We start from the raw sequence: 23,453 nt of genomic DNA, 5'->3' as shown, positions 1-23,453 counted from the left end.
CCCCGGTGCGGAGCGGCCCGCGTGCGCCGGAAGGTTCCGGCTCAGTCTTCCCGGGCGACGCCGTCCGCCAGCAGCGCGCGGTACGCCTCCAGGGGGTTCATGCCCAGCCGGGCCGCGGCGCGGGCCACGTCCTCGAACTCGGCCTTGGCGCGCTCGCCGCCGCCGGGCAGCCGCGAGCGCTTGACGCGGATGGCTTCCCCGCGCCACGTCACCGTATCCATGCGCCGCGGCAGCACTTCGCGGCTGGCCAGCCACCAGCGTACCCCGATGGTGGTGCCGGCCTGGAACAGCGCCGCCTGCACCGCCTCGCGCGCGGCGGGAAGCGCCAGCGCTTCGATGCGCACGCCGGTGCGCTCCTTCTTCATCGCCACGGGCTGCGCGGTGCAGTCCAGCGCGCCCGCGTCCAGCACGGCCTGCAGCAGCCCCGGCACGTACTCCGGCGGCAGGTCGTCCATGTCGGCCTGCAGCACCACGACGTCGCCGGACGCGGAGCCGCCCTCGATCAGCACCAGCCGCAGGCAGTTGGGCCGGTCCTTGGGATCGCGCGTTCCCGCGCCGAAGCCGTCACGCACGGGCGTAAACGTCACCGGTGGCGGCGCGCCCCCGGTAAGCGCCTTGATGAGCGCCGCGCCGGTGGGGGTGGTGCACTCGCCCTCGAACTCCGGGTCGCGCACGGGAATGCCGCTCAGCAGCTTGAGCACGGCCGGCGGCGGCACGGGAAAGTGCCCGTGCGCCATGTCGACCCAGCCGCGGCCCAGGGCCACGGGGCGGGTGTAGAACTCGGTGGCGCCCAGCTCGTAGCACCCGGCCACCGAGCAGAGCACGTCCACGATGGCGTCCAGCGCGCCGACTTCGTGAAAGTGCACGCGATCCACGGTGGTTCCGTGAACGGCGGCCTCGGACTCAGCAAGAAGCGTGAACGCCTGCACCGCACGGTCGCGGATTTCGGGGCGAACGCGGGTGCCCTCGATGATCTTTACGACGTGGTGCAGGTGCCGGTGCGCGTGCTCGTGCGGCAGTTCCAGCAGCAGGCGCGTGCACGAGATGCCCTTGCGGTCCACCTTTTCGGCGCCGACGCGGATGTCGCCCAGGTCGAGGTCGGCGACAAAGGACTGCAGCCATTCCAGCGGCAGTCCCAGGTCCAGCAGGGCGGCGACGGTCATGTCGCCGCTGGCGCCCGCAAACGGGTCAAAGATCAGTCCGTACACACCGTGCTCCGTACAGGGCCGGCCCGCCGGCCGGTCGTGACGCACCGCGCCGCGGCCGGCGCCGCCGGAGCGAGCCTGCGTGCTGCGGCACGGCGGGTTGAGAGCGCGCCAAGGTAGGCGGGGAGCGCGGTGCCGTCAAACCACGCGCCGCGGACTCCCCCGATGCTGGCGGAGGATGACACGCGAGCGCGGCGGATGGTTTACGCGCAGGGAGCGGAGTTCGCGGGCGGCCCCCACCCGGGCCGGCACCACCGGCCCACCCTCCCCCAAAAAAGACTGGGGGAGGGTTGGGGAGGCGGGGGTTCGGCGCATGGGGCGGAGTTCGTCGCGTGAGCGGGGTCTGTTGAGCGAATGAATCCGCCGCTCCAACAGCGGGAACGCACGCCGAACCCGCCTCCGCGCCGAACGGCTCCCCCTCCCCCGCTTGCGGGGGCGAGGGGGCTGGGGGGAGGGGGGAGCCCGCCGCCGCGCCAAACCATCCGATCCGCACGAAACTGGTGTGTGCTCCCTCTCCCACATCTGTTCGTGGGAGAGGGTCGTCGTGCGCAGCACGCGGGGTGAGGGCCCCCGCCCGCCGCCGCGCTGAAACCAGTCCCACCGGAAACCGAACAGCCCCGAGACGCCACTCGTGGATGGCGTCTCGGGGCTGCATGACATCGGGGATGATGATCAGCGAATGATCATTCTCCGCCACACGCGGATCATTCCGCCCGCGCGGGGATGAAGCGCATCAGTGGCGGAAAAGGCGGCGGCCGGTAAAGACCATCGCGATCCCGTGCTCGTCCGCGGCGGCGATCACTTCTTCGTCGCGCACGGAGCCGCCGGGCTGAATGATGGCCCGGATGCCCGCCAGAGCCGCCGCGTCCACCCCGTCGCGGAAGGGAAAGAACGCATCCGACGCCAGCGCCGCGCCCGCGAGGTCAAACCCGTTTTCCGCCGCCTTCATCACCGCGATGCGCGACGAATCCACCCGGCTCATCTGCCCCGCCCCGATCCCCAGCGCCATTCCGCCGCGCGCGATCAGGATGGCGTTGCTCTTTACCGGCGCCACGGCGCGCCACGCAAAGCGCAGGTCGTCCATCTCCTCTTCCGACGGCGCGCGCGCGGTGACCACCTTCCAGCCGTCCTCCGGAAAACGCGCGGAAAGCCGCTGCTGGGCCACGAATCCGCCGCGCACGCGCTTCCAGTCCAGCTCGTCGTCCGCCGACGCGAGCGAGGGGAGTTCGAGGAGACGCAGGTTCTTCTTTTCCGTCAGCAGGCGCACGGCACCCTCCACGAACGACGGCGCCACGATCGCCTCCACGAAGTTGGGCCGCAGCAGCACCGCCGCCTCCTGCGTCACGGGGACGTTGAAGGCGATCACCGAGCCGAACGCGCTGGTGGGATCGGTCTTGAGCGCCTTCTGGTACGCCTCCGCCGCGTCCGCGCCCACGGCAATGCCGCACGGCGTGGTGTGCTTGATGATGGCGCACGCCGCCAGCCCGCTGTCCGCCCAGGCACTGATGGCCTGCACCGCGCCGTCCACGTCGATCAGGTTGTTGAACGACAGCTCCTTGCCGTGCAGCTGCCGCAGGTCCGCCAAGCCGCCCGCCGCGCCGTCCTCGCGGTAGAAGGCGGCCGGCTGGTCCGGGTTTTCGCCGTAGCGCAGGTCCTGAACGCGAGTCAGGGAAAGCCGCACGCGTGACGGGAACTGATCTGCCGACGGCGCCGAATCCGCCTCAACCGCGCGGGTCAGGTACTCGGCGATGGCGCGGTCGTACTCCGCAGTGTGGCCGTACACCTTGGCGGCCAGTTCCCGCCGCAGCGCCAGGCCGCCGCCCGCGTTCAATCCATCCAACACCCGTCCATAATCCGCCGGATCCACGACCACCCACACGCTCTCGTGGTTCTTGGACGCGGAGCGCAGCATGGACGGCCCGCCGATGTCGATGTTCTCGATCGCATCCTCCAGCGTGGCGCCGGGCCGCGCGACCGTTTCGCGGAACGGATACAGATTTACCGCCACCAGGTCGATCGTCTCGTACCCGTGCGCAGCCATCTGCGCCATGTCGTCCGCGTGCGCGCGGCGGCCCAGGAGCCCGGCGTGCACGGCGGGATGCAGGGTCTTCACGCGGCCGTCCATCATCTCCGGATGACCCGTAATTTCCGCCACCTCGGTGACCGGAAGATCCGCCTCGCGGAGGGCGCGCGCGGTGCCGCCCGTGGAAAGCAGCGTCCATCCGCGTGCGTGCAGCTCGCGGGCGAAATCGATCAGGCCCGTCTTGTCAGAAACGCTGAGCAGTGCCCGCGGCATCGTCTTGTCTGTCGTGTGGATGAGAAGAAGTCAGGCGTCCGGAAGCCGGATCGCGCGGCGCATGGAATCGTCGTCCGGCGCGCCGTCCATCAGCCCGAACGCCAGCGGCCCGCTCCCGGACGGCAGGGGGCGGGCGTGGAGGGCGATGGCCTCCACCGCGAGCGGAAGCAGGCGGTGCTCCACCGCAAGTACGCGCGCGGCAAGGGCTTCCGGCGTGTCGTCCGGCAGCACGGGGACGGGCCACTGGGCCAGGATGGCGCCCTCGTCGTAGCGTTCGTTCACCAGATGCACGGTGGCGCCGGACACGCGCGCGCCGGACTGGATGACGGCGCGGTGCACGCGCATGCCGTACATCCCGTGCCCGCCAAACGCGGGAAGCAGGGCGGGGTGGATGTTGATCATCCGCCCGTGGTAGCGCGCCACGACCTCCGCGGGAACCAGTTGCAGCCACCCGGCGAGCACCACGAGGTCGATGCGGTGCGTGTCGAGCGCGGCGAGAAAGGAGTCGCGGAACTCGTCAGCCGTCACCGCGCGCGCATCCAGCACGACGGCGTCGATCCCGGCGCGCTCCGCCCGCCCGATCGCACCGATGCCGTCACGGCTGGCGATGACCAGCGCGACGCGCGCGGAGGCGTGCGGATCGGGGTGAAAGCGGTCGATCAGCGCCTGCAGGTTGCTGCCTCCGCCGGAGGCAAGCACCGCGATGCGCGCGGGGACGGACACGGCTGGTTCTCCGGAATGGCGGGGAAAGTCGCGGCGATAATAGGACGGAGGCGCGGGATCGTCAACGAATGCGGGGTGCGGGGCGGGGGACGTGATGGACGATCGTGGTGGTTGATCCTGCGCGGAGTACGGACTTCACGGCAGCCCCCACCCGGGCCGGCACCACCGGCCCACCCTCCCCCAAAAAAGACTGGGGGAGGGTTGGGGCGGGCCTGATGGTCGGTGCGTGGGGCGGAGTTCGTCGCGTGAGCGGATTCCGTTGAGCGAATTCCGTTGAGCGGATGAATCCGCCGCTCCAGAAGCGCAAAGCCCCGACACCGGGCGCTGGCGCGTCCGGTTCGGGGCTTCAACTGCACTCTGGAGTTCGGGCCGATCTGGGGTGTGCTCCCTCTCCCACATCCGTTCGTGGGAGAGGGTCGTCGTGCGCAGCACGCGGGGTGAGGGCCCCAGCCGGCAGACGCGCACCAACCCTCTTCCACACCGAACAGCTTCTCCTCGCATGCGGAGCGGGTCGGGACTACGGCTCCAGCAGTTCGCGGATGACGTTTCCGGCCAAAGCAAAGACGAGGGCGAGCGTGCCGGACTGCAACGCCCGCGCGGCATCGGCATCCGGGTGCCAGGCCAGCGGTGCGAGCGCCCCGGCGTACGTCCCGGCCAGAAAGGGCGTGGAAAGCCGCGCCCGTCCCTGCGCATCATAGTCCGTAAACGTTTCAAACAGGGCGTGCGCGGCGCGGCGTTCCGGCTCCTTGCAGCCGCAGACGCGGTAGTCGGTGGACCGGTTCAGCGCCGCCGCCATCCCGTGGCGAACGGACTGCGTCACGATGTGCCCGCCCGCGCGCGACAGGACGCGCTTTCCCAGCCCGTCCGCTCCCCCGCCCCACTCCTCCGGCTGCGTGCGCGCATGATCGTACAGCCCCAGCGCCACGGCCTGCGCCGCCACGATCGGGTCCGCCAGGTCACGCGTGTACGCACGGAGCCGGTCGACCGGAACGGTATCCACCGTGACGGAATCCGTGCGTGCGCCGCCCGTCGTCTGCGCGCGCACGGCGGCGGGCGCCAGCAGCAGGGCCGCCGCGAGCGCGATCGATGTCCATCCTCCCCGAATCCGCCTCATGCGAACCCGCCGCCGCCGTAGACACCGGTGAGGAACGGATTGGACCGGCGCTCGCGGCCCACCGTGGTGTCGCCGCCGTGGCCGGTGTGCAGCGTGGTCTCGTCCGGCAGCGTAAGCACCTGCTGGCGAATGCTTTCCATCAGCGTGGGCAGGTCGCCGCCGGGCAGGTCGGTGCGGCCGATGGAGCCCGCGAAGATCACGTCGCCCACCACCGCCACGCCGTCGCCGACCAGGATCACGTGCCCCGGCGCATGCCCCGGCGCGAAGCGGACCGCCATCGTGCAGTCGCCAAAGGTCACGGTGCCGCCGTGCGCCAGTTCGCCGTCCACCGGGGGAAGCGGGTCCATCCGCAGGCCGAACCACTCTGCCTGCGTTGGCGCGTTCTGGTAGAGCTGCGCATCCGCCGGGTGGAGGAAGACGGGCGCGCCCGTTTCCTTTTTGGCCAGCGACAGTCCTTCCACGTGGTCGATGTGCGCGTGGGTCAGCACGATCTGCTCGATGGTGATCCCCGCCGCGCGGGCGGCCGCAAGCGCCTCGGCGGTGGCGGCTCCCGGATCTACCAGGATGCCGGCGCCGGTGCCCGCGCAGGAAAGCAGATAGGTGTTCTGCGAGAACACGCCGCCCGCGAAACCGCGGACCGTTACGTCTCCCGCCACCGCTTCATCCGCCATGGAGTGCCTCCAGCACCTCGTCGGCGCCGTGCGCGCCCGCGGCGGCGTACGCGATGCGGCCGTCGCGGTCGATCAGGTACGTGGCGCGTCCCGTGTAGCCGTCCTCACGCAACACGCCATAGGCGGCCGCGATCGCCGAGTTGTCATCCACCAGCAGCGGAAAGTCCAGCGAGTACTTGTCGGCGAAGCCGCGATGGCTCTCCACGCCGCCCGGGTTCACCCCGAAGCGCGCCACGCCGGCCGCGGCGTACTGCGTGCCCTCGTCGCGCGCGGTGCACATCTGCTTGGTGCAGCCGGGGGTGTCGTCCATGGGATAGAACATGAGCATCACCGCCTGTTTGCCGCGAAAGTCCGCGAGCGAGGCGCGCGTGCCGTCCGACGTTTCGGCGCTCCACGCCGGCGCCTCGGTCCCCACCTGCAGCAGCCCTTCGGACATCGTTCCTCCGCTGTGGTCGTTCATCGGATCTGAACGGGGAAGATGGCGCGCCGTGGCGAGCGGAGCAATGAGACCCTCACGTCCCGGCCTCCTCACGCGGACAGGAGTTGGTGCTGTGACCGGTCATGACGCCGAACGCCGCCGTCCCGAGCGGATGGTCGTGCCTGACGGGAATGGTGTCCCCGGCGTGCCCGGGCCACGCGGACGGGCGCAACCCCGGAGACACTTTCGGTCGCGCAGCGCCGGGAGACGCCTCCCGCTTTGTCATCCTGAGCGAGCGGCGATGCCGCGCGTTCGGCGTGCACCGTTGATGGCAGCGAGTCGAAGGATCTTGCCACATCGGTGACGACGAGCACCGGACCTCGAGTCTGAACCGAGCCCCACCTGCCGCGCACGCTGAACCTGCCGTGGCAAGATCCTTCGACTTCGCGCCAAGCCTCGGCGCGGCGGAGAGTTCGGCGCGGCGCTTCGCTCAAGATGACAAATGCGTGGCGAGGTGGCGGGTGCAACGCGCGCACGTGCCGAATCCAGCCCCGCAGGCGCGACATGTTCTTGTGAGACATCGGGTTGATCCCGCAGGCCGTGCAAGCCATCAACCGAAAAGCGCTCCCCGGGAAGTCCGGGGAGCGCTTTGTCATCGACCCGACGAACGAGGGTCAGGCGGCGGCGATGATGTCGAGGATCTGGCGGACGGTGGTTTCGCCGCGGTCGCGGGCGTACCAGGTGCGCACGTCCTTGTAGATTTCCTCCACCGGCCGCTCGCCCTTCTTCTTTTCCGACAGCACGAACTCCTGAAGCTCCGGCGGGCGCGGGCCCCAGTGGCCGGCCACGGTGTCGTCTTCGCGCAGCACGATCGCGATGGGGATGGAGCGCGATCCGTTGGTCAGGAAGGCGTCCATCAGTTCCAGGTTCTCATCGCGCTTCGCCACGCGCAGCTCGATGCCGGGAACTCCCTCCGCCAGCCGCGCCATGACGGGAACGGTGTTGAAGGCGTCGCCGCACCAGTCCTCGCTGATGACCAGAATCCGCCACGAGCCGCCCAGGCCGTTCGCCCGCTCGCGCGCCGCGTCCGAGACGGCGGCGCGGCCGTACAGCGACTTCCACAGGTCGGCGTTCTGCTGAACCTCGCGGTTCAGATAATCATCCCAGGAAAACGCGTTCTTCCAGTAGGCCCCCAGGTCCGGGCCGGCCGTTACATCGGTCATCGTTGCGCTCCCGCAATTCAAGCGCGGCGGCTGCGTGCCGCCGCGGGCTGGTCCAAGCTAGCGGACGCGTCAACCCCGCCGCGCGGAGGCGGATGACCATCGGCATCCACCCGTGCGGCCGGTGGCGCGTCCGGATGATCTTCATCCATCCATACCCCGCGAAGCCGGTGCGGGTCGCGGCGGATTGCGGATGGGCGCGCGTTCGAAAAGCGTACAGGCGAGCCGTACCCGGCAACGTTCTTGCAAAACCCTGCCACCGCTCGCGGCGGCAGCTTTCGCCCGCGCCTTTCGGAACCCACCCACGGTGCAGCCATGATCAGCAGACAGGACCTTGAACGTCTCGTCCAGCGGCCCAACGGCGATTCGCCGGTGCTCTCGCTGTTCCTCGACATGTCGGTGGACAGCAACAACAAGCGCAACCACGGCGTGTTCCTCAACCAGAAGCGCGCGGAACTCGAGGACCGGGAAAACCGCACGGTCGGCACCGGCAACGGGAGCGAATCCGGCTACGGCGGCCTGTTTCAGCGCATTCACGACTGGATCGAGACGAGCTACGAGGAAGCCAACCGCGGCGTGGTGATCTACGCCGAGGTGAACGGCGACTGGTTCGAGGCGCTGCAGTTTCCCGTCTCGGTGCAGAACCGCATGGTGGTGAACGACAAGCCGCTCGTGGGGCCGCTGGCGCAGGTCATTACCAGCTACCAGCACGTGGGCGTAATTCTGCTGGACCGCGAGCACGTCCGCATTCTGAGCGTGTACCTGGGCACACTGCTGGATGAACTGCAGTTCCGCGGCGACCCGCTGCCGGTGCCCAGCAACGTCAAGGCGGGCGGCTACTCGCAGATGCGCTTTCAGCGGCGCAAGCGCGAGGAGATGAAGCACTTCTTCAAGGACTTCGCCGAAGAGGTGGACCACTTCATCCAGCGCTATCACCCGGCGGAGCTGGTGCTGCTGGGCACGGACGAGAACGTGGGCCGCTTTCGCGAGTACCTGCCGGAGCAGACGCTGGCCAAGGTGGTGTACACCGGCGCCGCCCCCGTCGACGCGCCCGCTTCCGAGGTGATGGCGCGGCTGGAGCCGTACCTGCGCACCGAGCACGAGCGCCACGACGGCGAGCTGCTGGCGCAGGTGCGCGACCGGGCCAAGCACGACTACCTGGCCACGGAGGGCTTCCAGGCCACGCTGTCGGCGCTGCAGGAGGGCCGCGTCGACACGCTGGTGGTGGCGCGCGACGGCGAGCACGAAGGCGTGCGCTGCAGCCAGTGCGGATTCGTGTTCGTGCGCCCCATGGCCCGCTGCCTGTATGACGGCAACGAGTCGCTGGAGCCGGTGGACGTGATGGAGGAGATGGTGCGCCTGGCGCAGCAGCAGGGCGCGGAGATCCAGTTCAGCGACCCCGCGCAGCTGGCGGACCTGCACGGGGCGGCGGCGCTGCTGCGCTACTGACCGCGGCGGGTGGATGAACGGAGCGGGGCCCGGAGACGCGTTCTCCGGGCCCCGCTCCGTTCGTATTCGGAATACAGTCTGCTTGACATCGCGCCGCTCGCGCCTCTACGTTCGCCAGCACCCCCGTTACAATTCGTCTGCTTTCCCAATCCCATGCCCTCACCCAACATGGACGCGGCCGCACTGGAGCGCCTGCGCGCCGAACTGGAAGCGCTGGACGGCGTGCGCCGCGCCATCGTGGACGCCGACCCGTTCCGCGTGTTTCTGATCTGCGAACGAACCGACTGCCCGGCGGAAATGCAGGCGCGCGCGCTGCTGGCCCGCCACGGCCATCCCGAGGCGGCGGAGCTGCACCTGGCCTACCTGCCGCAGAGCGAGGCGCGCAAGCGGGTGCGCTTCATTGCCGCGCGCCTCACCAAGCCATCAGTGGGGCGGTCGCTGGCGCACGTGCAGCTGGAGTGGGCGGGGCAGACGTTCGAGGACGAGGTGGAGGGGGAAAGCGGCCCCGCGCTGGAGCTGCGCCACGCCGCCGCCGCCACCCTGCGGACTCTGGAGGCCATCCTTCAGGGCCGCATGCAGTTTTCGCTGGTGGGGATCAAGACCTTTCGCGCGTTCGACACGGAGCTGATCGTGGTCCTGCTGCGCACCGAGGCCGGGGTGCCGCTGGTGGGCGCCTCGCTGGCGACATCGGACGGTTACCGTTCCGCCGCACTCGCGGTGCTGAACGCGACGAATCGCGTGCTGGGGAATTATCTGGCGAATGCGGAGGGAAGTGCGTGAGTGCGGGGTGCGTTAGTGCGTGAGTGCGAACGGATAAAAGAAGTGCGAAGTGCCTAGTGCCCGGTGCTCAGGAGCGCATCGTCAGGTTCACGGGTGATTGGCGGCGGGTCGGGGCGTGATGCGGAGAGTGGTGCGGCGGCGGGCGGGGGCCCTCACCCCGCGTGCTGCGCACGACGACCCTCTCCCACGAACGGATGTGGGAGAGGGAGCACACACCAGTGTCGTGCGCTTCGGAAAGGGCGCGTGGTTGATGACGGCTCACCGCGCCGTCATGCTTGGGCCCTCGCCGGTGTTGACCTCGCGGCTTGGCCGCAGGCAAAAAGAGACGTCGGCGCGCATGGAGGACCGGGGACTGCAACGACAACTGCAACCGCCACGGCACGCACTGGGCGCTCGGCACTTCCTGTCATCTTTTCGCACTAACGCACCCAGCACTCACGCACTTACGCACTTCCCTTCATCGCGCCACTTCCGTATCCGGCGCGTTACCGCGACGTTACAGGTGCCGTCCATACTCACGGGAGCGATACACTGACGCATCCTCCTCCCGTTGAGGTGATCCCTTGTCGAGCCCTTCCGGACAGCTGCAGGCAGCCAGCCCGTTTACCGGGTTGATCGGGGCCCGCGGCACGTCTTCTGAAACCCCGACCCGCATGCCCGCACACATCCTGGTGGTGGATGACGAGCCGGATATTTCCGCGCTGGTGGCCTACCATCTCGCCCGCGAGTCGTACCGGGTGCGCACCGCCAGCAGCGGCCCGGAAGCCATCCGCGCCACCGAGGTGGAGCGCCCCGACCTGATCGTTCTTGACCTCATGCTCCCCGGCATGTCCGGGCTGGCCGTGCTGGAGGAACTGCGCCGCCGCCCGGAAACGCTGGACATTCCCGTCATACTGCTTACCGCGCGGCGCGAGGAGCAGGATCGCATCGCCGGGCTGCGGCTGGGCGCCGACGACTACGTCAGCAAGCCGTTCTCTCCGCAGGAGCTGATTCTGCGCGTGGGCGCGGTGCTTCGCCGGGTGCAGCAGGCGCCGCCGGTGGTTAAGGGCGGCAAGGTGGTGCGTGTGGGCCCCTTCAACGTGGACAGCGGCGCCGCGCGGGCCCAGGTGGAGGGCCGCGACCTGGATCTGACGCCCACCGAGTACCGCCTGCTGATGACGCTCATGGAGCGCCGCGGCCGCGTGCAGAGCCGGCGCCAGCTTCTGGAAGCGGTTTGGGAAGTTACGGCCAACATCGCAACGCGCACGGTGGACATGCACGTGCAGCGGCTTCGCAGCAAGCTGGGCGACGAGGCGGACTGGATTGAGACGGTGCGCGGGTTCGGATACCGCTTCCGCAACGAGCCCCCGCGCTGATGCGTCACGGCGGGTAACGGAGATGGATCGCTGCGCCGGATGCTCTCCGGCGCAGCGATGTTTGTTTTCGGGGCACACAGACGAGGCAGGGAGCCGAACGTCTGAAGCGGCACACGAAACGGAGAACGGCGGGTCCGTGCAGGAAGCGGAGCTGAGGCGCATGCCGAGGCACCCCTCACCCCCCAACCCCCTCTCCCGCAAGCGGGAGAGGGGGAGCCGTTCGGCTCGGGGGCGGGTTCGGCGCGCGACGTGATCCCCGCTCGGTGTAGTTCCCGAACGCGGTTGAAGCCCCGAACGGCGCCTGTGGGCGTCGTGTCGGGGTTCCCGCTGTTGGAGCGGCGGATTCATTCGCTCATGATAGCGTCCGGTCGCGCTGATCTGTGGGCTCCGCGCCGACCTCTCCGCCGCGCCCAACCCTCCCCCAGTCTTTTTTGGGGGAGGGTGGGCCGGTGTGCCGGCCCGGGTGGGGGCCGCCCGCGAACTCCGCCCGCCGCGCCCCACTTTCGTACTTTCGTACTTTCGTACTTTCGCACTTCGCAGCTCCGCACTAACGCAATCACGCACCCAGCACTCACGCACTCCCCCCATGCGTCTCCGCGCGGACCAGAAGCTCTTTCTCACCTACCTCACCATCATCGCGCTGGTGGTGCTGGCGCTTACCGTGGGCGTGGGGCAGCTGCTGCGCCGCCACCTGACGGACATGCTGGCGCGCGACCTCAACCGCGAACTGGCGCTGGCCAATTCGCTGTACGACACGCGCCGCGCCGCCGCCCCCGACAGCATCGCCGACTGGCTCAGCTCCATCTCCGGCCGCCGCGTCACGCTCATCGACCTGGACGGCACGGTGCGCGGCGACTCGGACCTGCGCCCGGACCAGTTTCCCGCCCTGGAAAACCACCGCGGCCGGCCGGAAATCGCCGCCGCGCTCACCGGCGGCGTGGGGCGCGACGTGCGGATGAGCCACTCCATCGGCATCGAGCACCTGTACATGGCCGTGCGCACCCGCGACGCCCGCGTCATTCGCCTCGCCGTGCCGCTGCACGAGGTCAAGGCGACGGTGGCACGCGTGCAGCGCGGCATCTTCGGAGTGGGATTCGTCGCCCTGGTGCTCACCGGCCTGCTCTCCCTCGCGTTCAGCATCGCCGTCACCCACCCGCTGCGGCAGATTGCCGGGGTGGCGCGCGCGATGGCGGCGGGCGACCTCACCCGCCGCGCGCGCAGCGACCAGGGCGACGAGCTGGGCGAACTGGCGGACGCGCTCGACACCCTCGCCGCGGAACTGCAGCGCCGGCTGGGGCAGCTGGAAGGCGAGCGCGCCGAGATGCAGGCGCTGATCGACGGGATGTCGGAAGGCGTGATCGCGGTCGATGGGCGCGGGCACGTGCAGCGCGCCAACCCCGCCGCGCGCCGCCTCTTTTCCCTCCCCGCGGACCCGCGCGGCCTGTCCCCGCACGAGGTGGCGCGGCGGCAGGCCTTTCAGGAACTCGTCCGCGCCGCGCTGGACGGCGCGCCCGTGCTGCCGACGGAACTGACGCAGGACGGCCGAAACCTGCTGGCGACCGCGCAGCCCCTCCCCACCGGCGGCGCCGTGATGGTGTTCCTCGACGTCTCCGAGCTGCGGCGGCTGGAGGACGTGCGCCGCGACTTCGTGGCCAACGCCTCGCACGAGCTCAAGACGCCGCTCACCGCCATCCGCGGCTTCGCGGAGACGCTGCTGGATCCCGGCCTCCCCCCCGCCCTGCGCGACCAGTTCACGCGGACGGTCAAGGACAACGCCGACCGGCTGCAGCGCATCATCGACGACCTGCTGGACCTGTCGCGCATCGAGACGGGCGGCTGGCGCGTGCAGCCGGAAATCATCTCCATCACCGAAATCGCTGATGAGGCCTGGTCCGCGCTGGACGAGGCGGCGTGCCAACGCGGCGTCACCATCACCGGCCAGGTGGCGGTGGAGTGCGAGTTCGTCTACGCCGATCCCAGCGCGCTGCGGCAGGTGTTCACCAACCTGTTCGGAAACGCGCTCCGCTACAGCCCGCGCGGCGGAACGATCGAATTGCTGGCCCGTGGCGTGGCCGGACGCACGCCGGGGACGGAATCGCGCGCGGAAGGCGCCGGTTGGATCGAGATCGCCGTTCGCGACCGGGGCACGGGGATCGCCTCCACCCACCTGCCGCGCATCTTTGAGCGCTTCTACCGCGCGGATACGGCGCGGTCGCGCGAGGACGGAGGCACCGGGCTGGGGCTGGCCATCGTCAAGCACTTGGTGGAGGGGCACGGCGGATCGGTGGATGCGGAAAGCGAGCTGGGACGCGGCACCACCATCCGCTTCACCCTCCCCGCGCCGGAGGAGATGGACGCCGCCTCCGCCGACGCGGATGCCTTTGCTCCCGAGGCGGATTCGTGACATCCACCGTGACCGATTCGTTGCTTGTTACGCGGATGTGACACTCCGGAGATGGACGCGTAGCCATTCAGAGGTAATATCGCGCGTCCGGCCGGTGCCGGACGCGCGATTCCCTTCTCCGGCCCTCCGCGACGCGTCATGCCAGGCACCCTCCGCCGCACGCTCTTCGCTCTTCTGCTCGCCACCCTTCCCGCCACCGCCGCCGCGCAGGGGATTACGGTGATGGGGCCGGATTCGTCGCGGCTCACCTTCAACGGGCGCGTGCAGACCATCTTCAACACGACGTCGGTGGATGGTGTGCCGCAGGGGGAGATGGCGCTGCGCCGGGTGCGGCTGGAGGCCACGCTGCGGTTGAGCGACCTGGTGAGCGCGCGCATTCAGCCGGAGTACGCGGGAAGCCGGGTGGTGCTCAAGGACGCGTTCGTGCGCCTCGCCATCCACCCGGCGCTGAACGTCTGGGCGGGACAGGCGTTCCGGCCGTTCGGCGCCATCGCGCAGACCACCAGCGTACGCATTCCGCCCATCGAGCGCGGGGTTCGCGTGCGCGGCGTGTCCAACGCGTACGACGAGTACAACCTGATCTTCGACCTGAACTACTCCGAGCGCGACGTCGGCCTGCAGATCCGCGGCGAGCCGAAGGGCGCGCCGCTGGGGCTGACCTACGCGGCGGGATGGTTCAACGGACCGGCGCGTGCCGAGTTCCCCAACGCCAACACGGGGCAGGTCGCGGCGCGCATCGGTATCGCGCCGCGGCGGTGGATGCGGATGAACGTCGGCTACTCCGGCCGCGACTTCGGACAGCGTGACACATCCGTGGCGGGAGACGTACGCGTTCTCCGGGGGGCGGCGTGGGAAGCGGACCTGGAACTGGGGACGGACGCGCACGGCCCGCATGCCCTGTTCGAGGCGGTGGCGGGCGACTTCGACCCGTTCGCGGGGGCGCGCTTTCACGGCGCGCAGGCGTGGCTCAGCTACCGCGGGGGACGCGTCTCGCACCGCGTCTCCGGGGTGGAGCCGCTGCTGCGCGTGAGCCACGGCGATCCGGACACGGGGGACGACCTGGACGACGACGCCGGCCCGCACGGTGGCACGCTCGTTACACCGGGCGTCAACCTGTGGCTGGGCGGGCTCAATCGCGTCACCCTCAACTACGACGTGTGGGCCCCGCGCGGCGGTGAGAACGCGCACGGGCTCAAGGCGATGTTCCAGCTCGCGTTCTGACGGCTGCCGTCCCGGCGGAAGGCCCGCGGGTTTCACGCGGAGGACGCGGGGGTTGGCGGAGGTGCGCGGGGGGAACTGATGGGGGATGAAGATAGGGGCGGAGATGCTCATCTCCCGATGTCGCTCTTCCTCTCCGTTTGTCTCCGTGGCTCTGTGTGAGACCGTTCCGTTGCGGGTCTCCGTGACATGGGCGTGACGGCGCGATCCGCGAGAAGCAACGCGGTTTTCATCATCATCAAGGGAACGTAACGGGACGTGTAGCGGGACCGTGACCGGACCGCGACAGATGGCGGACGGTTGCGTGATGCTGAGGGGGGAAGTTCGTGGCGTGCCTGACCGGGCGCTGTGGAACCAACCCTGAATCGTGACGAGGCCTTTCGTGAGACGTTCTCACCGACCCCGTTCTCCCCGCGAGAGCCGCCTGCGCGCCGCTCTCGCGGTTGCATTTGCGGTACTCCTGGGCATCGCCGCCCCGGCGTCCGCGCAGAACACCGGCCGCATCGTGGGCCGGGTGATCGACGGCGGCACCGGACGCGGCATCCCGGGCGCGCAGGTGAGCGTGGGCGGATCGACGCTGCGGGCCACCGCCGGCGTCGACGGCCGCTACACCCTGAGCGGCGTGTCCGCGGGGGCGCACACCGTCAGCGCCAGCTACCTGGGCTACTCGCCCAAGACGGTCACCGGCGTCAACGTGGCCGCGGGCGCCTCGGCGGACCTGGACATCTCCCTGAACACCGCCACGCTCAGCCTGACGTCGATCACGGTCACCGCCGTGCGCGAGGCGGGCAGCGTGAACCGGGCGCTGGATGAACAGCGCACCTCCACCGGCGTCGTGAACTCCACCACCAGCGAGCAGATCGCCCGGTCGCCGGACAGCGACGCGGCGCAGGCGGTGCAGCGCGTGAGCGGCGTCACCGTGAGCGAAGGCAAGTTCGTGGTGGTGCGCGGCCTGGGCGAGCGCTACACCACCACCTCGCTGAACGGAGCGCGCATTCCCAGCCCCGAGCCGGAAAAGCGCGTCGTGCCGCTGGACCTGTTCCCCTCCGCGCTGCTGGAATCCATCACCACCAGCAAGACCTTTACGCCGGACCAGCCGGGCGACTTCAGCGGCGCGTCCGTCAACCTGCGCACCCGCAGCTTTCCCGCGCGCCGCACCCTGACGCTGTCGCTGGGCGGCGGGCTTACGCAAAGCGCCACCGGCAGCAGCGTGCGCGCCGTTCCCGGCGCGCAGAGCGAGTGGCTGGGCACCAGCGCCGGCGGCCGCCGCCTTCCCGGGCTGGTGCGCGCCGCGGGCAACTTCGGCGGCCTGACGCAGCAGTCCATGAACCAGGTGGGCCGCGCGTTCCGCAACGAGTGGGCGCCGGAAAGCACCGACGGCCTGCCCAACGGGTCGGCAAGCCTGTCGCTGGGCGGCGAGGACCCGCTCTTCGGGCATCGCTTCGGCTACGTGGGATCGATGACGTACTCGCGCAGCCAGGAAGTGCGGCTGGACGAGACGCGCTCCCGCGCCGTGGCCAACCCCGACTTTCACGCCCGCACCTACGACGCCTTCCAGGGCAGCAGCGGCGTGAACAGCCTGCTGTGGGGCGGCATGCTGAACCTGAGCACCTTTCTGGGCGGTGCCAGCCACAAGCTGGAGCTGAACAACTCGTACAACCGCTCGGCGGACAACGACGCCTACTTTGGCGTGGGCGAGCTGGAGCAGTTCAGCAACGTGGCCAACGTGCAGCGCACCTCGCTGCGCTACACCGAGCGTTCGGTGGCCAGCAGCCAGCTTCGCGGCACGCACCAGCTGCTGGGCGCCCAGCTGGAGTGGGCCGGCACCCTGTCGCGCGTGACGCGTGACGAGCCGGACCGCGTAGACCTGCTGTACGGCCAGGAGCAGAACCCGGCCGGCGGCCAGTTCGCCAACGCGTGGCTGGGCTTCCTGCCCGACGCGGCCCGCCGCACCTTCTCGGAGCTGGATGAGACGGCGCGCAGCGGCACGGTGGACCTGCGCTTCCCCGCCCTGGGCGGCACCGTGCGCTTCGGCGCGCTGGGCCGGCAGGTGGACCGCAACGCCGAGGCCCGCTCGTACAACCTGAGCAACACCGCGCGCCTCACCGTGCAGCAGCGCGCCGCGTCGCCGGAAGAAATCTTCGACGGCCGCTACTTCCAGGGCGAGGATGCCTACATCCTCATCGCCCCCAACACCACCGGCGGCTCGTACGGCGCGGATGAAAGCGTGGCGGCCGGGTACGCGATGATGGAAATGCCCCTGTCCAGCTCGTTCTCGCTGGTGGGCGGCGCGCGGGTGGAGCGGTGGAACCTGGACGTGAACGCCGAGCGCACGGACGGCGAGCGCGTCCCCGTGAGCCGCCGCAACACCGACATTCTTCCCTCGCTGGCGCTGAACGCGCGCCTGAGCGACGTGCAGAACCTGCGGCTTTCCGTGTCGCAGACGCTGTCGCGCCCGGAGTACCGCGAGCTGGCCGAGATCAGCTACCGCGACCTGGTGAACAACCAGGAAGTGGTGGGCAACGCCGACCTGGTCCGCGCGCTGATCCAGAACTACGACCTGCGCTGGGAGATGTACCCGGCCAGCGGCGAGGTGCTGAGCCTGGGCGTGTTCGCCAAGCGGTTCCGCAACCCCATCGAGCAGATTGAGATCGCGACGTCGGGCGGCAACCAGCTGAGCTACACCAACGCCGAAAGCGCGCTCAACTACGGCGCGGAGCTCGAGGCCCGCAAGGCGCTGGGCGACTTCGCCTCCGTCCTGGAGCCGTTCGCCGTGTCGCTGAACGCCACGGTGATGAAGAGCCGCATCAGCACCGGCAACGATCCCCGCTCGGCCGCCACGCGCGACGACCGCGCCATGGTGGGCCAGGCGCCGTACGTGATCAACGCCGGCCTGAGCTACACCCGCGGCGAGCGGGCCAGCACCAGCGCCACGCTGCTGTTCAACGTGGTGGGCCGCCGGCTGGTTGCCGCGGCGCTGACCCCGCTGCTGGACGACCCGTACGAGCAGCCGCGCCGCATGCTGGACTTCTCCCTGCGCACCCCGCTGCGCCAGGGCGTGTCGCTGAAGCTGGACGCGGAGAACCTGCTGGACTCGCCGGTGGAGTGGAAGCAGGGCGACGTGACGCGCCTGCGCTACCGCACGGGCCGCACGCTGGGCTTCGGCATCAGCTGGGCGCCCTGATGCTCGGGGCCTGGATGGATGGATGAACCGCGGGGCACTCGAGAATCTCGGGTGCCCCGCGGTGCGTTTGGGGGATGGGTGGATGCGGGGGGCGGGAGATACGGGGCTCGATGGAGCCCGGCGCATGCTGAGGCACCCCTCACCCCCCAGCCCCCTCTCCCGCAAGCGGGAGAGGGGGAGCCGTTCGGCGCGGGCGACTGGCTTCGGCGCGCACCCGCGGCTGTGGCCCTCACCCCGCGTGCTGCGCACGACGACCCTCTCCCACGAACGGATGTGGGAGAGGGAGCACACTTCAGTTTCGTGCGTTCCGGACAGTCCGGCGCGGCGGCGGGCTCCCCCCTCTCCCCAGCCCCCTCGCCCGCAAGCGGGGGAGGGGGAGCCGTTCGGTGCGGAGGCGAGTTTGGCGCGCGTCCCAGGCTGCACGGCAGGCAGTTGAAGCCCCGACTCGTGGACGCGTCAGCGGCCACGAGTCGGGGGTTCCCGCTGTTGGAGCGGCGGATTCATTCGCTCCAGATACTCGCGGCCGCGCTCGAATCCCCCACCCGCACCGAACTTTCCGCCCGCCCCAACCCTCCCCCAGTCTTTTTTGGGGGAGGGTGGGCCGGTGGTGCCGGCCCGGGTGGGGGCCGCCCGCGAACTCCGCCCACCGCGCCACTTTCGTACTTTCGTACTTTCGTACTTTCGTACTTTCGTACTTTCGTACTCCGCACTTCATCAGTTCCGCACTAACGCACTCACGCACCCAGCACTCACGCACTTCGTCCTCCTCATCACCAATCCCGCTCCCTACCGTGACAATCGCGTGACCAGAGCGCGGCGGGTACGCTGCAACCGGGGGAGAGATTGTTCCCGTGGTCTGCAGGCCCGCCCGCGTTCGGGCGTGTTCCAAACCTCATCCTCGACTTTCAGGGACGATGAAATTCAACGCTCGGAAGCTGCTCGCGCTCGCGGCGGCGATGCTGTTCGCCGGCTCCGCGGCCGCGTGCGACAGCAACAGCACGGGATCCGACCAGCCCGATCCGCCCACCGGAACCACGGTGACGGTGGTGTCGCCCACCTCCATCCGGGTGACCTGGAACCTGGCGGAAGACGCCACGAGCTATGACGTGGAACGCGCCACGGCCGGCGGCGCCTTTGCCGCCGTGGGCACCGGCATCGCCGGCACCTTCTACGAAGACAACGGCCTCACCGCCGGCACCGAATACACCTACCGCGTGCGCGCCCTGCGCGGCACCAAGGCCAGCGGCTACGGCGCCGAAATCAAGGCGACCACCTCCGCCGCGCCGCCCAAGATCCGCGTCCTTTCGGGCTTCATCAGCAGCAACCAGACGCTGTCGGCCGACACGCTGTACGTGCTGAGCGGATACGTGAAGGTGACCAACGCGGCCACCCTCACCATCCAGCCCGGCACCAAGATCGTCGGCGACACCGCGGCAAGCGCGGCGGGCAGCTCGCTGTGGATCCTGCGCGGCTCCAAGCTGATCGCCGAAGGCACGGCGTCGGCGCCCATCGTCTTCACCTCCTGGCGCACCGCGGGCAACCGCCGGCCGGGCGACTGGGGCGGCATCATCATCGTGGGCAGCGCGCCCATCAACCGCACCGCCACGCCCATCTACACCGAGGGCCCCCAGGGCGCCCGCGAAGACTACAGCAACCCGGGCGGCAACCCCGCGGCGGCCAGCTTCAACGACAACAGCGGTTCGCTGCGCTACGTGCGCATCGAGTTCGCCGGCTTCGACGTGTCCTCCGGCAGCGGCCAGGAGCTGAACAGCCTGTCGATGTACGCGGTGGGACGCGGCACCAAGATCGAGTACGTGCAGTCCATGAGCGGCCTGGACGACTCGTTCGAGTGGTTCGGCGGCGCGGTGGACGGCCGCTACCTGGTGTCGTACGCCTCGGGCGACGACCACTTCGACTGGACGGAAGGCTACCGCGGCCGCAACCAGTTCCTGATCGCCATGCAGGACACGGTGCTTGCCCCGCGCGCCGGCGCCGGCAGCCTGAGCAGCGACCCGCGCGGCTTTGAGGGCGACGGCTGCGAGAACGACAAGGCCGGCTGCACCTACGCCAACACGCCGTTCAGCGCCCCGGTGTTCGCCAACTTCACGCTGATCGGCCCCGGCCCCGGCGTGTTCGCCCAGACCGACGGCAACGGCGCGGTCATGCGCCGCGGCACCGCCGGCACGCTGGTGAACGGCGTGATCGCGCGCTGGCCGGGCGTGGGCATCTCGCTGCGCGACGCGGCCAGCAATGAGCTGCGCCTGGCCGACAGCCTGATGGTTCGCAACGTCCTGCTGGCCGGCAACGGCAGCAACTTCGAGGCGGCCACCGCCAACTTCGGCGCCACCCTGGCCGACGCGGCGTACAACAACCAGGCGCAGGCCGGGTTCGCCGGGCTGTTCACCGCGGTTCCCGCCAGCGGCACGGCGGCGAGCGCCACGGCGCTGGACTTCACCCCGGCCGGCGGCTCGCCCCTGGCTACGGGCGGCATGACCAGCTTCGCCGGAACGCGCATCGAAGGACGCGCCACCAACTTCTTCGGCGGCACGCTGACCGCGACGTCGTACCGCGGCGCGGCGGACCCCAACGGCGCCAAGTGGTGGCAGGGCTGGACCAACTACGCGAACCGGTAAGACCCTTCGCGGGTTGACTACCCACGCGGCGGCGGGAGCTTTCGGGCTCCCGCCGCCCGCTCCGTTTCACGAACCACGTTTTCCGTCGATGATGACCATCGTGCACCGATATCTCCCGCTCGCCCTCCTCGCCCTGGCCGCCGCCTGCGGCTCGTCCGATGCGGACGCGGACGCCGCGCCGGAGGCCACTCCCGCGGTGGTGGACAGCGCCCGCCCGCGCGAACAGGCCATCCGCGCGTTCCAGGCGCAGAGCGGCCCCGCGCCGGCCGGCCTGCGCGGCCTTCCCGCTCCCTCGGCGGACACGCTGGTGGCGCGCTTCGCCTCCGCCGTCGCCCGTGGAGACACGGCGGCGCTGGCGGGGATGGTGATGGACCAGGGCGAGTTCGCGCACTTCTTCTACGCCGGCTCTCCGCAGTCGCTGCCGCCGTACGAGCTGCCGCCGGAGATCATGTGGCTGCAGCTTTCGCAGCAGAGCGAGCGCGGCTTCCGCCGGCTGATGGACCGCTTTGGCGGCAAGGACGTCGTGGGCGCGCAGGGATGGGCGTGCGCGCGCGAGGAGCGACAGGGCACGGACCGCGTGTGGAGCGGGTGCACGCTGCGGGTGCGAGGCGAGACGGCGCCGGTGCCCGTCTTTGGCGGGATCTGGGAGCACGGCGGTGCCTACAAGTTTGTGTCGTACGCCAACGACCTGTAACGAGAAAAAAAGGTCTCACACAGAGGCACAGAGCCGCGGAGAGAAGACGGCGAGGAGATTCCACTGCTCCGCGCGAGATGGAGCAGTTCGGTGGAGGAACGTGATTGGGTGCGCGGCGGCGGGCTGGGGCCCTCACCCCGCGTGCTGCGCACGACGACCCTCTCCCACGAACGGATGTGGGAGAGGGAGCACACCCCAGCCCGGCGCGGATGCTTGGTTCGGCTCGCGGCGGCGACACGTCGTCCGACGGTTGAAACCGCGCCTCGAAATACACGAAGTCCGCCTCCGCGGACAGCGGCGGCGGGTTCGTCGCGCGTCCAATGCAGTTGAAGCCCCGAACGGCGCCTGTGGGCGTCGTGTCGGGGCTTTCTGCTGTTGGCGCGGCGGATACATTCGCTCCAGATACTCGCGGCCGCACCCAGCTCGGCCGCTTTCAATGGATGCCCCGTCCCCGCCAACAACCCTCCCCCAGTCTTTTTTGGGGGAGGGTGGGCCGGTGGTGCCGGCCCGGGTGGGGGCCGCCCGCGAACTCCGCTCATCACGCCGGAATCCGCCGCCGTACTCTCGTACTCTCGTACTCTCGTACTCTCGTACTTCCGTACTTCCGTACTTCCGTACTTTCGCCCTGTTTCCCGCGTGGCCCGGCCGTTGCGCAATCCATCCGCATGTCTTTGCTGGTCCGTTGCACGGCCGCGGGCGCCGCGATACGCCGCCCGCGCATCCTCATCATCAGACCAACGATCCAATCTTCACGCAGCACGCAGGATTTCTGAAAATGCAGACCACGATCGCAGCGCACGGGATTTCCGAAGACGACCTGTTCGTCTGCCCCGACCGCGAACGTACCGGCTTCGTCCCCAGCGAGCGCTGAGCGGCCCGGCACGCGAGAGAAAAAGAAGAAAGCCCCGCCCGGCGCGAACGCCGGGCGGGGCTTTGTCCATCCACAACTCACGTCACGCGGCCGGCAGTTCCGCACCCGTGACTGTCTCTCATGCAAACCCAGGCCGCGGCCCGGCGGCGAATCGCTCCCGCCGAATCCGTCCAGCCGCGTCAGATGGGGGCGATGAAGCTCAGCAGCACGTAGCTGATCGCCGCCATGATCGCCGCGGCGGGAATGGTGAGCACCCACGCCCACACGATCCGCCCCGCCACGCCCCACCGCACCGCCGAAAGCCGCGTCGTGGCGCCCACGCCCACGATGGAGCCGGTGATGGTGTGCGTGGTGCTGACGGGAATGCCGAAGCCCGTCGCCAGCAGAATGCTCAGCGCGCCGCCCGTTTCCGCGCAGAACCCGCCCACGGGCCGCAGCCGCGTGATGCGCGATCCCATGGTGTGCACGATCCGCCATCCGCCAAACAGCGTTCCGGTGCTGAGCGCGGTGTAGGCGCACAGCTCCACCCAGAACGGAATGTGGTCGGCGTTACGCACGTACATGTGGCGAAAGAACCCCGTTTCCTGCGCGAACACGTGGTTCACAGACACCAGCAGCGAAACGATGATGCCCATGGTCTTCTGCGCGTCGTTGGCGCCGTGCGCCAGCGAGAACAGGCCGGAGCTGGCCAGCTGCGCCACGCGGAAGAAGCGGTCCACCTTGCCGCGCGCGGTGCGGTGAAAGATCCACAGCACCGCCACCATCAGCCCGTACCCCAGCGCCATGCCGATCAGCGGCGACAGGACGATGAAGGCCAGCGTCTGGATCCACTTGGTGCCCCACTCGATGGCGCCCATCCCCGCCGCCGCCACCGCCGAACCCGCGTACCCGCCGATCAGCGCGTGCGACGAGCTGCTGGGCAGGCCGTAGAACCAGGTGATCAGGTTCCAGATGATGGCGCCCGTCAGTCCGCCCAGGATGACCGTGGGGGTGACCACGTCCAGGTTGATCATCCCCTTGCCGATGGCCTTGGCCACCGCGGTGCCCACCGTGAAGAGGGCGACGAAGTTGAAGAACGCGGCCCACAGCACGGCGGCCACGGGGCTCAGCACCCGCGTGCCCACCACCGTGGCGATGGAATTGGCCGAATCGTGGAACCCGTTGATGAAGTCGAACGCAAAGGCGACGACGACGATCAGAACGACGTAGGTGACCACG

At 69.8% G+C, this 23,453-nt stretch carries 16 protein-coding genes; 8 read left to right on the top strand and 8 right to left on the bottom strand.

Annotation, left to right across the window (positions count from 1 at the left end):
- Window positions 1–41 precede the first annotated feature (41 nt).
- From larC to HNQ61_RS26340, 7 genes are all read right to left on the bottom strand, one after another.
- Entirely contained in the window at window positions 42–1,208 is a 1,167-nt protein-coding gene (larC, locus tag HNQ61_RS26370) for a nickel pincer cofactor biosynthesis protein LarC (protein WP_170035577.1), read from the bottom strand.
- Window positions 1,209–1,938: 730 nt separating this feature from the next.
- Window positions 1,939–3,501, bottom strand: a complete 1,563-nt coding sequence (gene purH, locus HNQ61_RS26365) for a bifunctional phosphoribosylaminoimidazolecarboxamide formyltransferase/IMP cyclohydrolase (protein WP_170035576.1) — start codon at window positions 3,499–3,501, stop codon at window positions 1,939–1,941.
- Window positions 3,502–3,531: 30 nt separating this feature from the next.
- Window positions 3,532–4,224 carry a phosphoribosylglycinamide formyltransferase gene (gene purN, locus HNQ61_RS26360; RefSeq protein WP_170035575.1) on the bottom strand — a complete coding sequence of 231 codons (693 nt, stop codon included), beginning with the start codon at window positions 4,222–4,224 and terminating at the stop codon, window positions 3,532–3,534.
- Window positions 4,225–4,741: 517 nt separating this feature from the next.
- Complete coding sequence (locus HNQ61_RS26355; protein WP_170035574.1) at window positions 4,742–5,338, bottom strand: hypothetical protein; 597 nt, start codon at window positions 5,336–5,338, stop codon at window positions 4,742–4,744.
- A complete protein-coding gene (locus HNQ61_RS26350) occupies window positions 5,335–6,009 on the bottom strand; it encodes an MBL fold metallo-hydrolase (RefSeq protein WP_170035573.1) in 675 nt (224 codons plus the stop codon). The genes HNQ61_RS26355 and HNQ61_RS26350 overlap by 4 nt, the downstream gene beginning before the upstream one ends.
- Window positions 5,999–6,445 (bottom strand): peroxiredoxin, encoded by a 447-nt coding sequence (locus tag HNQ61_RS26345; protein WP_170035572.1) that lies wholly within the window; start codon window positions 6,443–6,445, stop codon window positions 5,999–6,001. Before HNQ61_RS26345 ends, HNQ61_RS26350 begins: the two co-directional genes overlap by 11 nt.
- A 656-nt stretch (window positions 6,446–7,101) precedes the next feature.
- Complete coding sequence (locus HNQ61_RS26340; protein ID WP_170035571.1) at window positions 7,102–7,650, bottom strand: thioredoxin family protein; 549 nt, start codon at window positions 7,648–7,650, stop codon at window positions 7,102–7,104.
- Between the two features lie 312 nt (window positions 7,651–7,962).
- Here HNQ61_RS26340 and HNQ61_RS26335 point away from each other — a divergent pair, with 312 nt between their 5' ends.
- The 8 genes from HNQ61_RS26335 (at window position 7,963) to HNQ61_RS26300 (ending at window position 21,364) form a co-directional block, all read left to right on the top strand.
- A complete protein-coding gene (locus tag HNQ61_RS26335) occupies window positions 7,963–9,096 on the top strand; it encodes a VLRF1 family aeRF1-type release factor (RefSeq protein WP_170035570.1) in 1,134 nt (377 codons plus the stop codon).
- A gap of 153 nt (window positions 9,097–9,249) precedes the next feature.
- Window positions 9,250–9,876, top strand: coding sequence for a hypothetical protein (locus HNQ61_RS26330; RefSeq protein WP_170035569.1), 627 nt, complete (start codon window positions 9,250–9,252; stop codon window positions 9,874–9,876).
- A gap of 653 nt (window positions 9,877–10,529) precedes the next feature.
- On the top strand, window positions 10,530–11,231 hold the full coding sequence (locus HNQ61_RS26325) for a response regulator transcription factor (protein ID WP_170035568.1): 702 nt from the start codon (window positions 10,530–10,532) through the stop codon (window positions 11,229–11,231).
- Window positions 11,232–11,817: 586 nt separating this feature from the next.
- Window positions 11,818–13,635 carry a sensor histidine kinase gene (locus HNQ61_RS26320; protein ID WP_170035567.1) on the top strand — a complete coding sequence of 606 codons (1,818 nt, stop codon included), beginning with the start codon at window positions 11,818–11,820 and terminating at the stop codon, window positions 13,633–13,635.
- A gap of 138 nt (window positions 13,636–13,773) precedes the next feature.
- Window positions 13,774–14,856, top strand: a complete 1,083-nt coding sequence (locus tag HNQ61_RS26315; RefSeq protein WP_170035566.1) for a hypothetical protein — start codon at window positions 13,774–13,776, stop codon at window positions 14,854–14,856.
- A gap of 379 nt (window positions 14,857–15,235) precedes the next feature.
- Complete coding sequence (locus tag HNQ61_RS26310) at window positions 15,236–18,037, top strand: outer membrane beta-barrel protein (protein ID WP_170035565.1); 2,802 nt, start codon at window positions 15,236–15,238, stop codon at window positions 18,035–18,037.
- A 914-nt stretch (window positions 18,038–18,951) separates the two neighbouring features.
- A complete protein-coding gene (locus tag HNQ61_RS26305; RefSeq protein WP_170035564.1) occupies window positions 18,952–20,670 on the top strand; it encodes a fibronectin type III domain-containing protein in 1,719 nt (572 codons plus the stop codon).
- A gap of 100 nt (window positions 20,671–20,770) precedes the next feature.
- On the top strand, window positions 20,771–21,364 hold the full coding sequence (locus HNQ61_RS26300) for a hypothetical protein (RefSeq protein WP_183685854.1): 594 nt from the start codon (window positions 20,771–20,773) through the stop codon (window positions 21,362–21,364).
- Window positions 21,365–22,414: 1,050 nt separating this feature from the next.
- On the opposite strand, the gene HNQ61_RS26295 is transcribed toward HNQ61_RS26300, so the two are convergent.
- Window positions 22,415–23,452, bottom strand: coding sequence for an inorganic phosphate transporter (locus tag HNQ61_RS26295; protein ID WP_170035562.1), 1,038 nt, complete (start codon window positions 23,450–23,452; stop codon window positions 22,415–22,417).
- Window position 23,453 lies beyond the last annotated feature (1 nt).

Origin of the sequence: Longimicrobium terrae, assembly GCF_014202995.1 — a bacterium.
Lineage (GTDB): Bacteria > Gemmatimonadota > Gemmatimonadetes > Longimicrobiales > Longimicrobiaceae > Longimicrobium > Longimicrobium terrae.
Note: the sequence above shows the minus strand (reverse complement) of the source record. Positions and strands in the feature narration are given on the sequence as shown.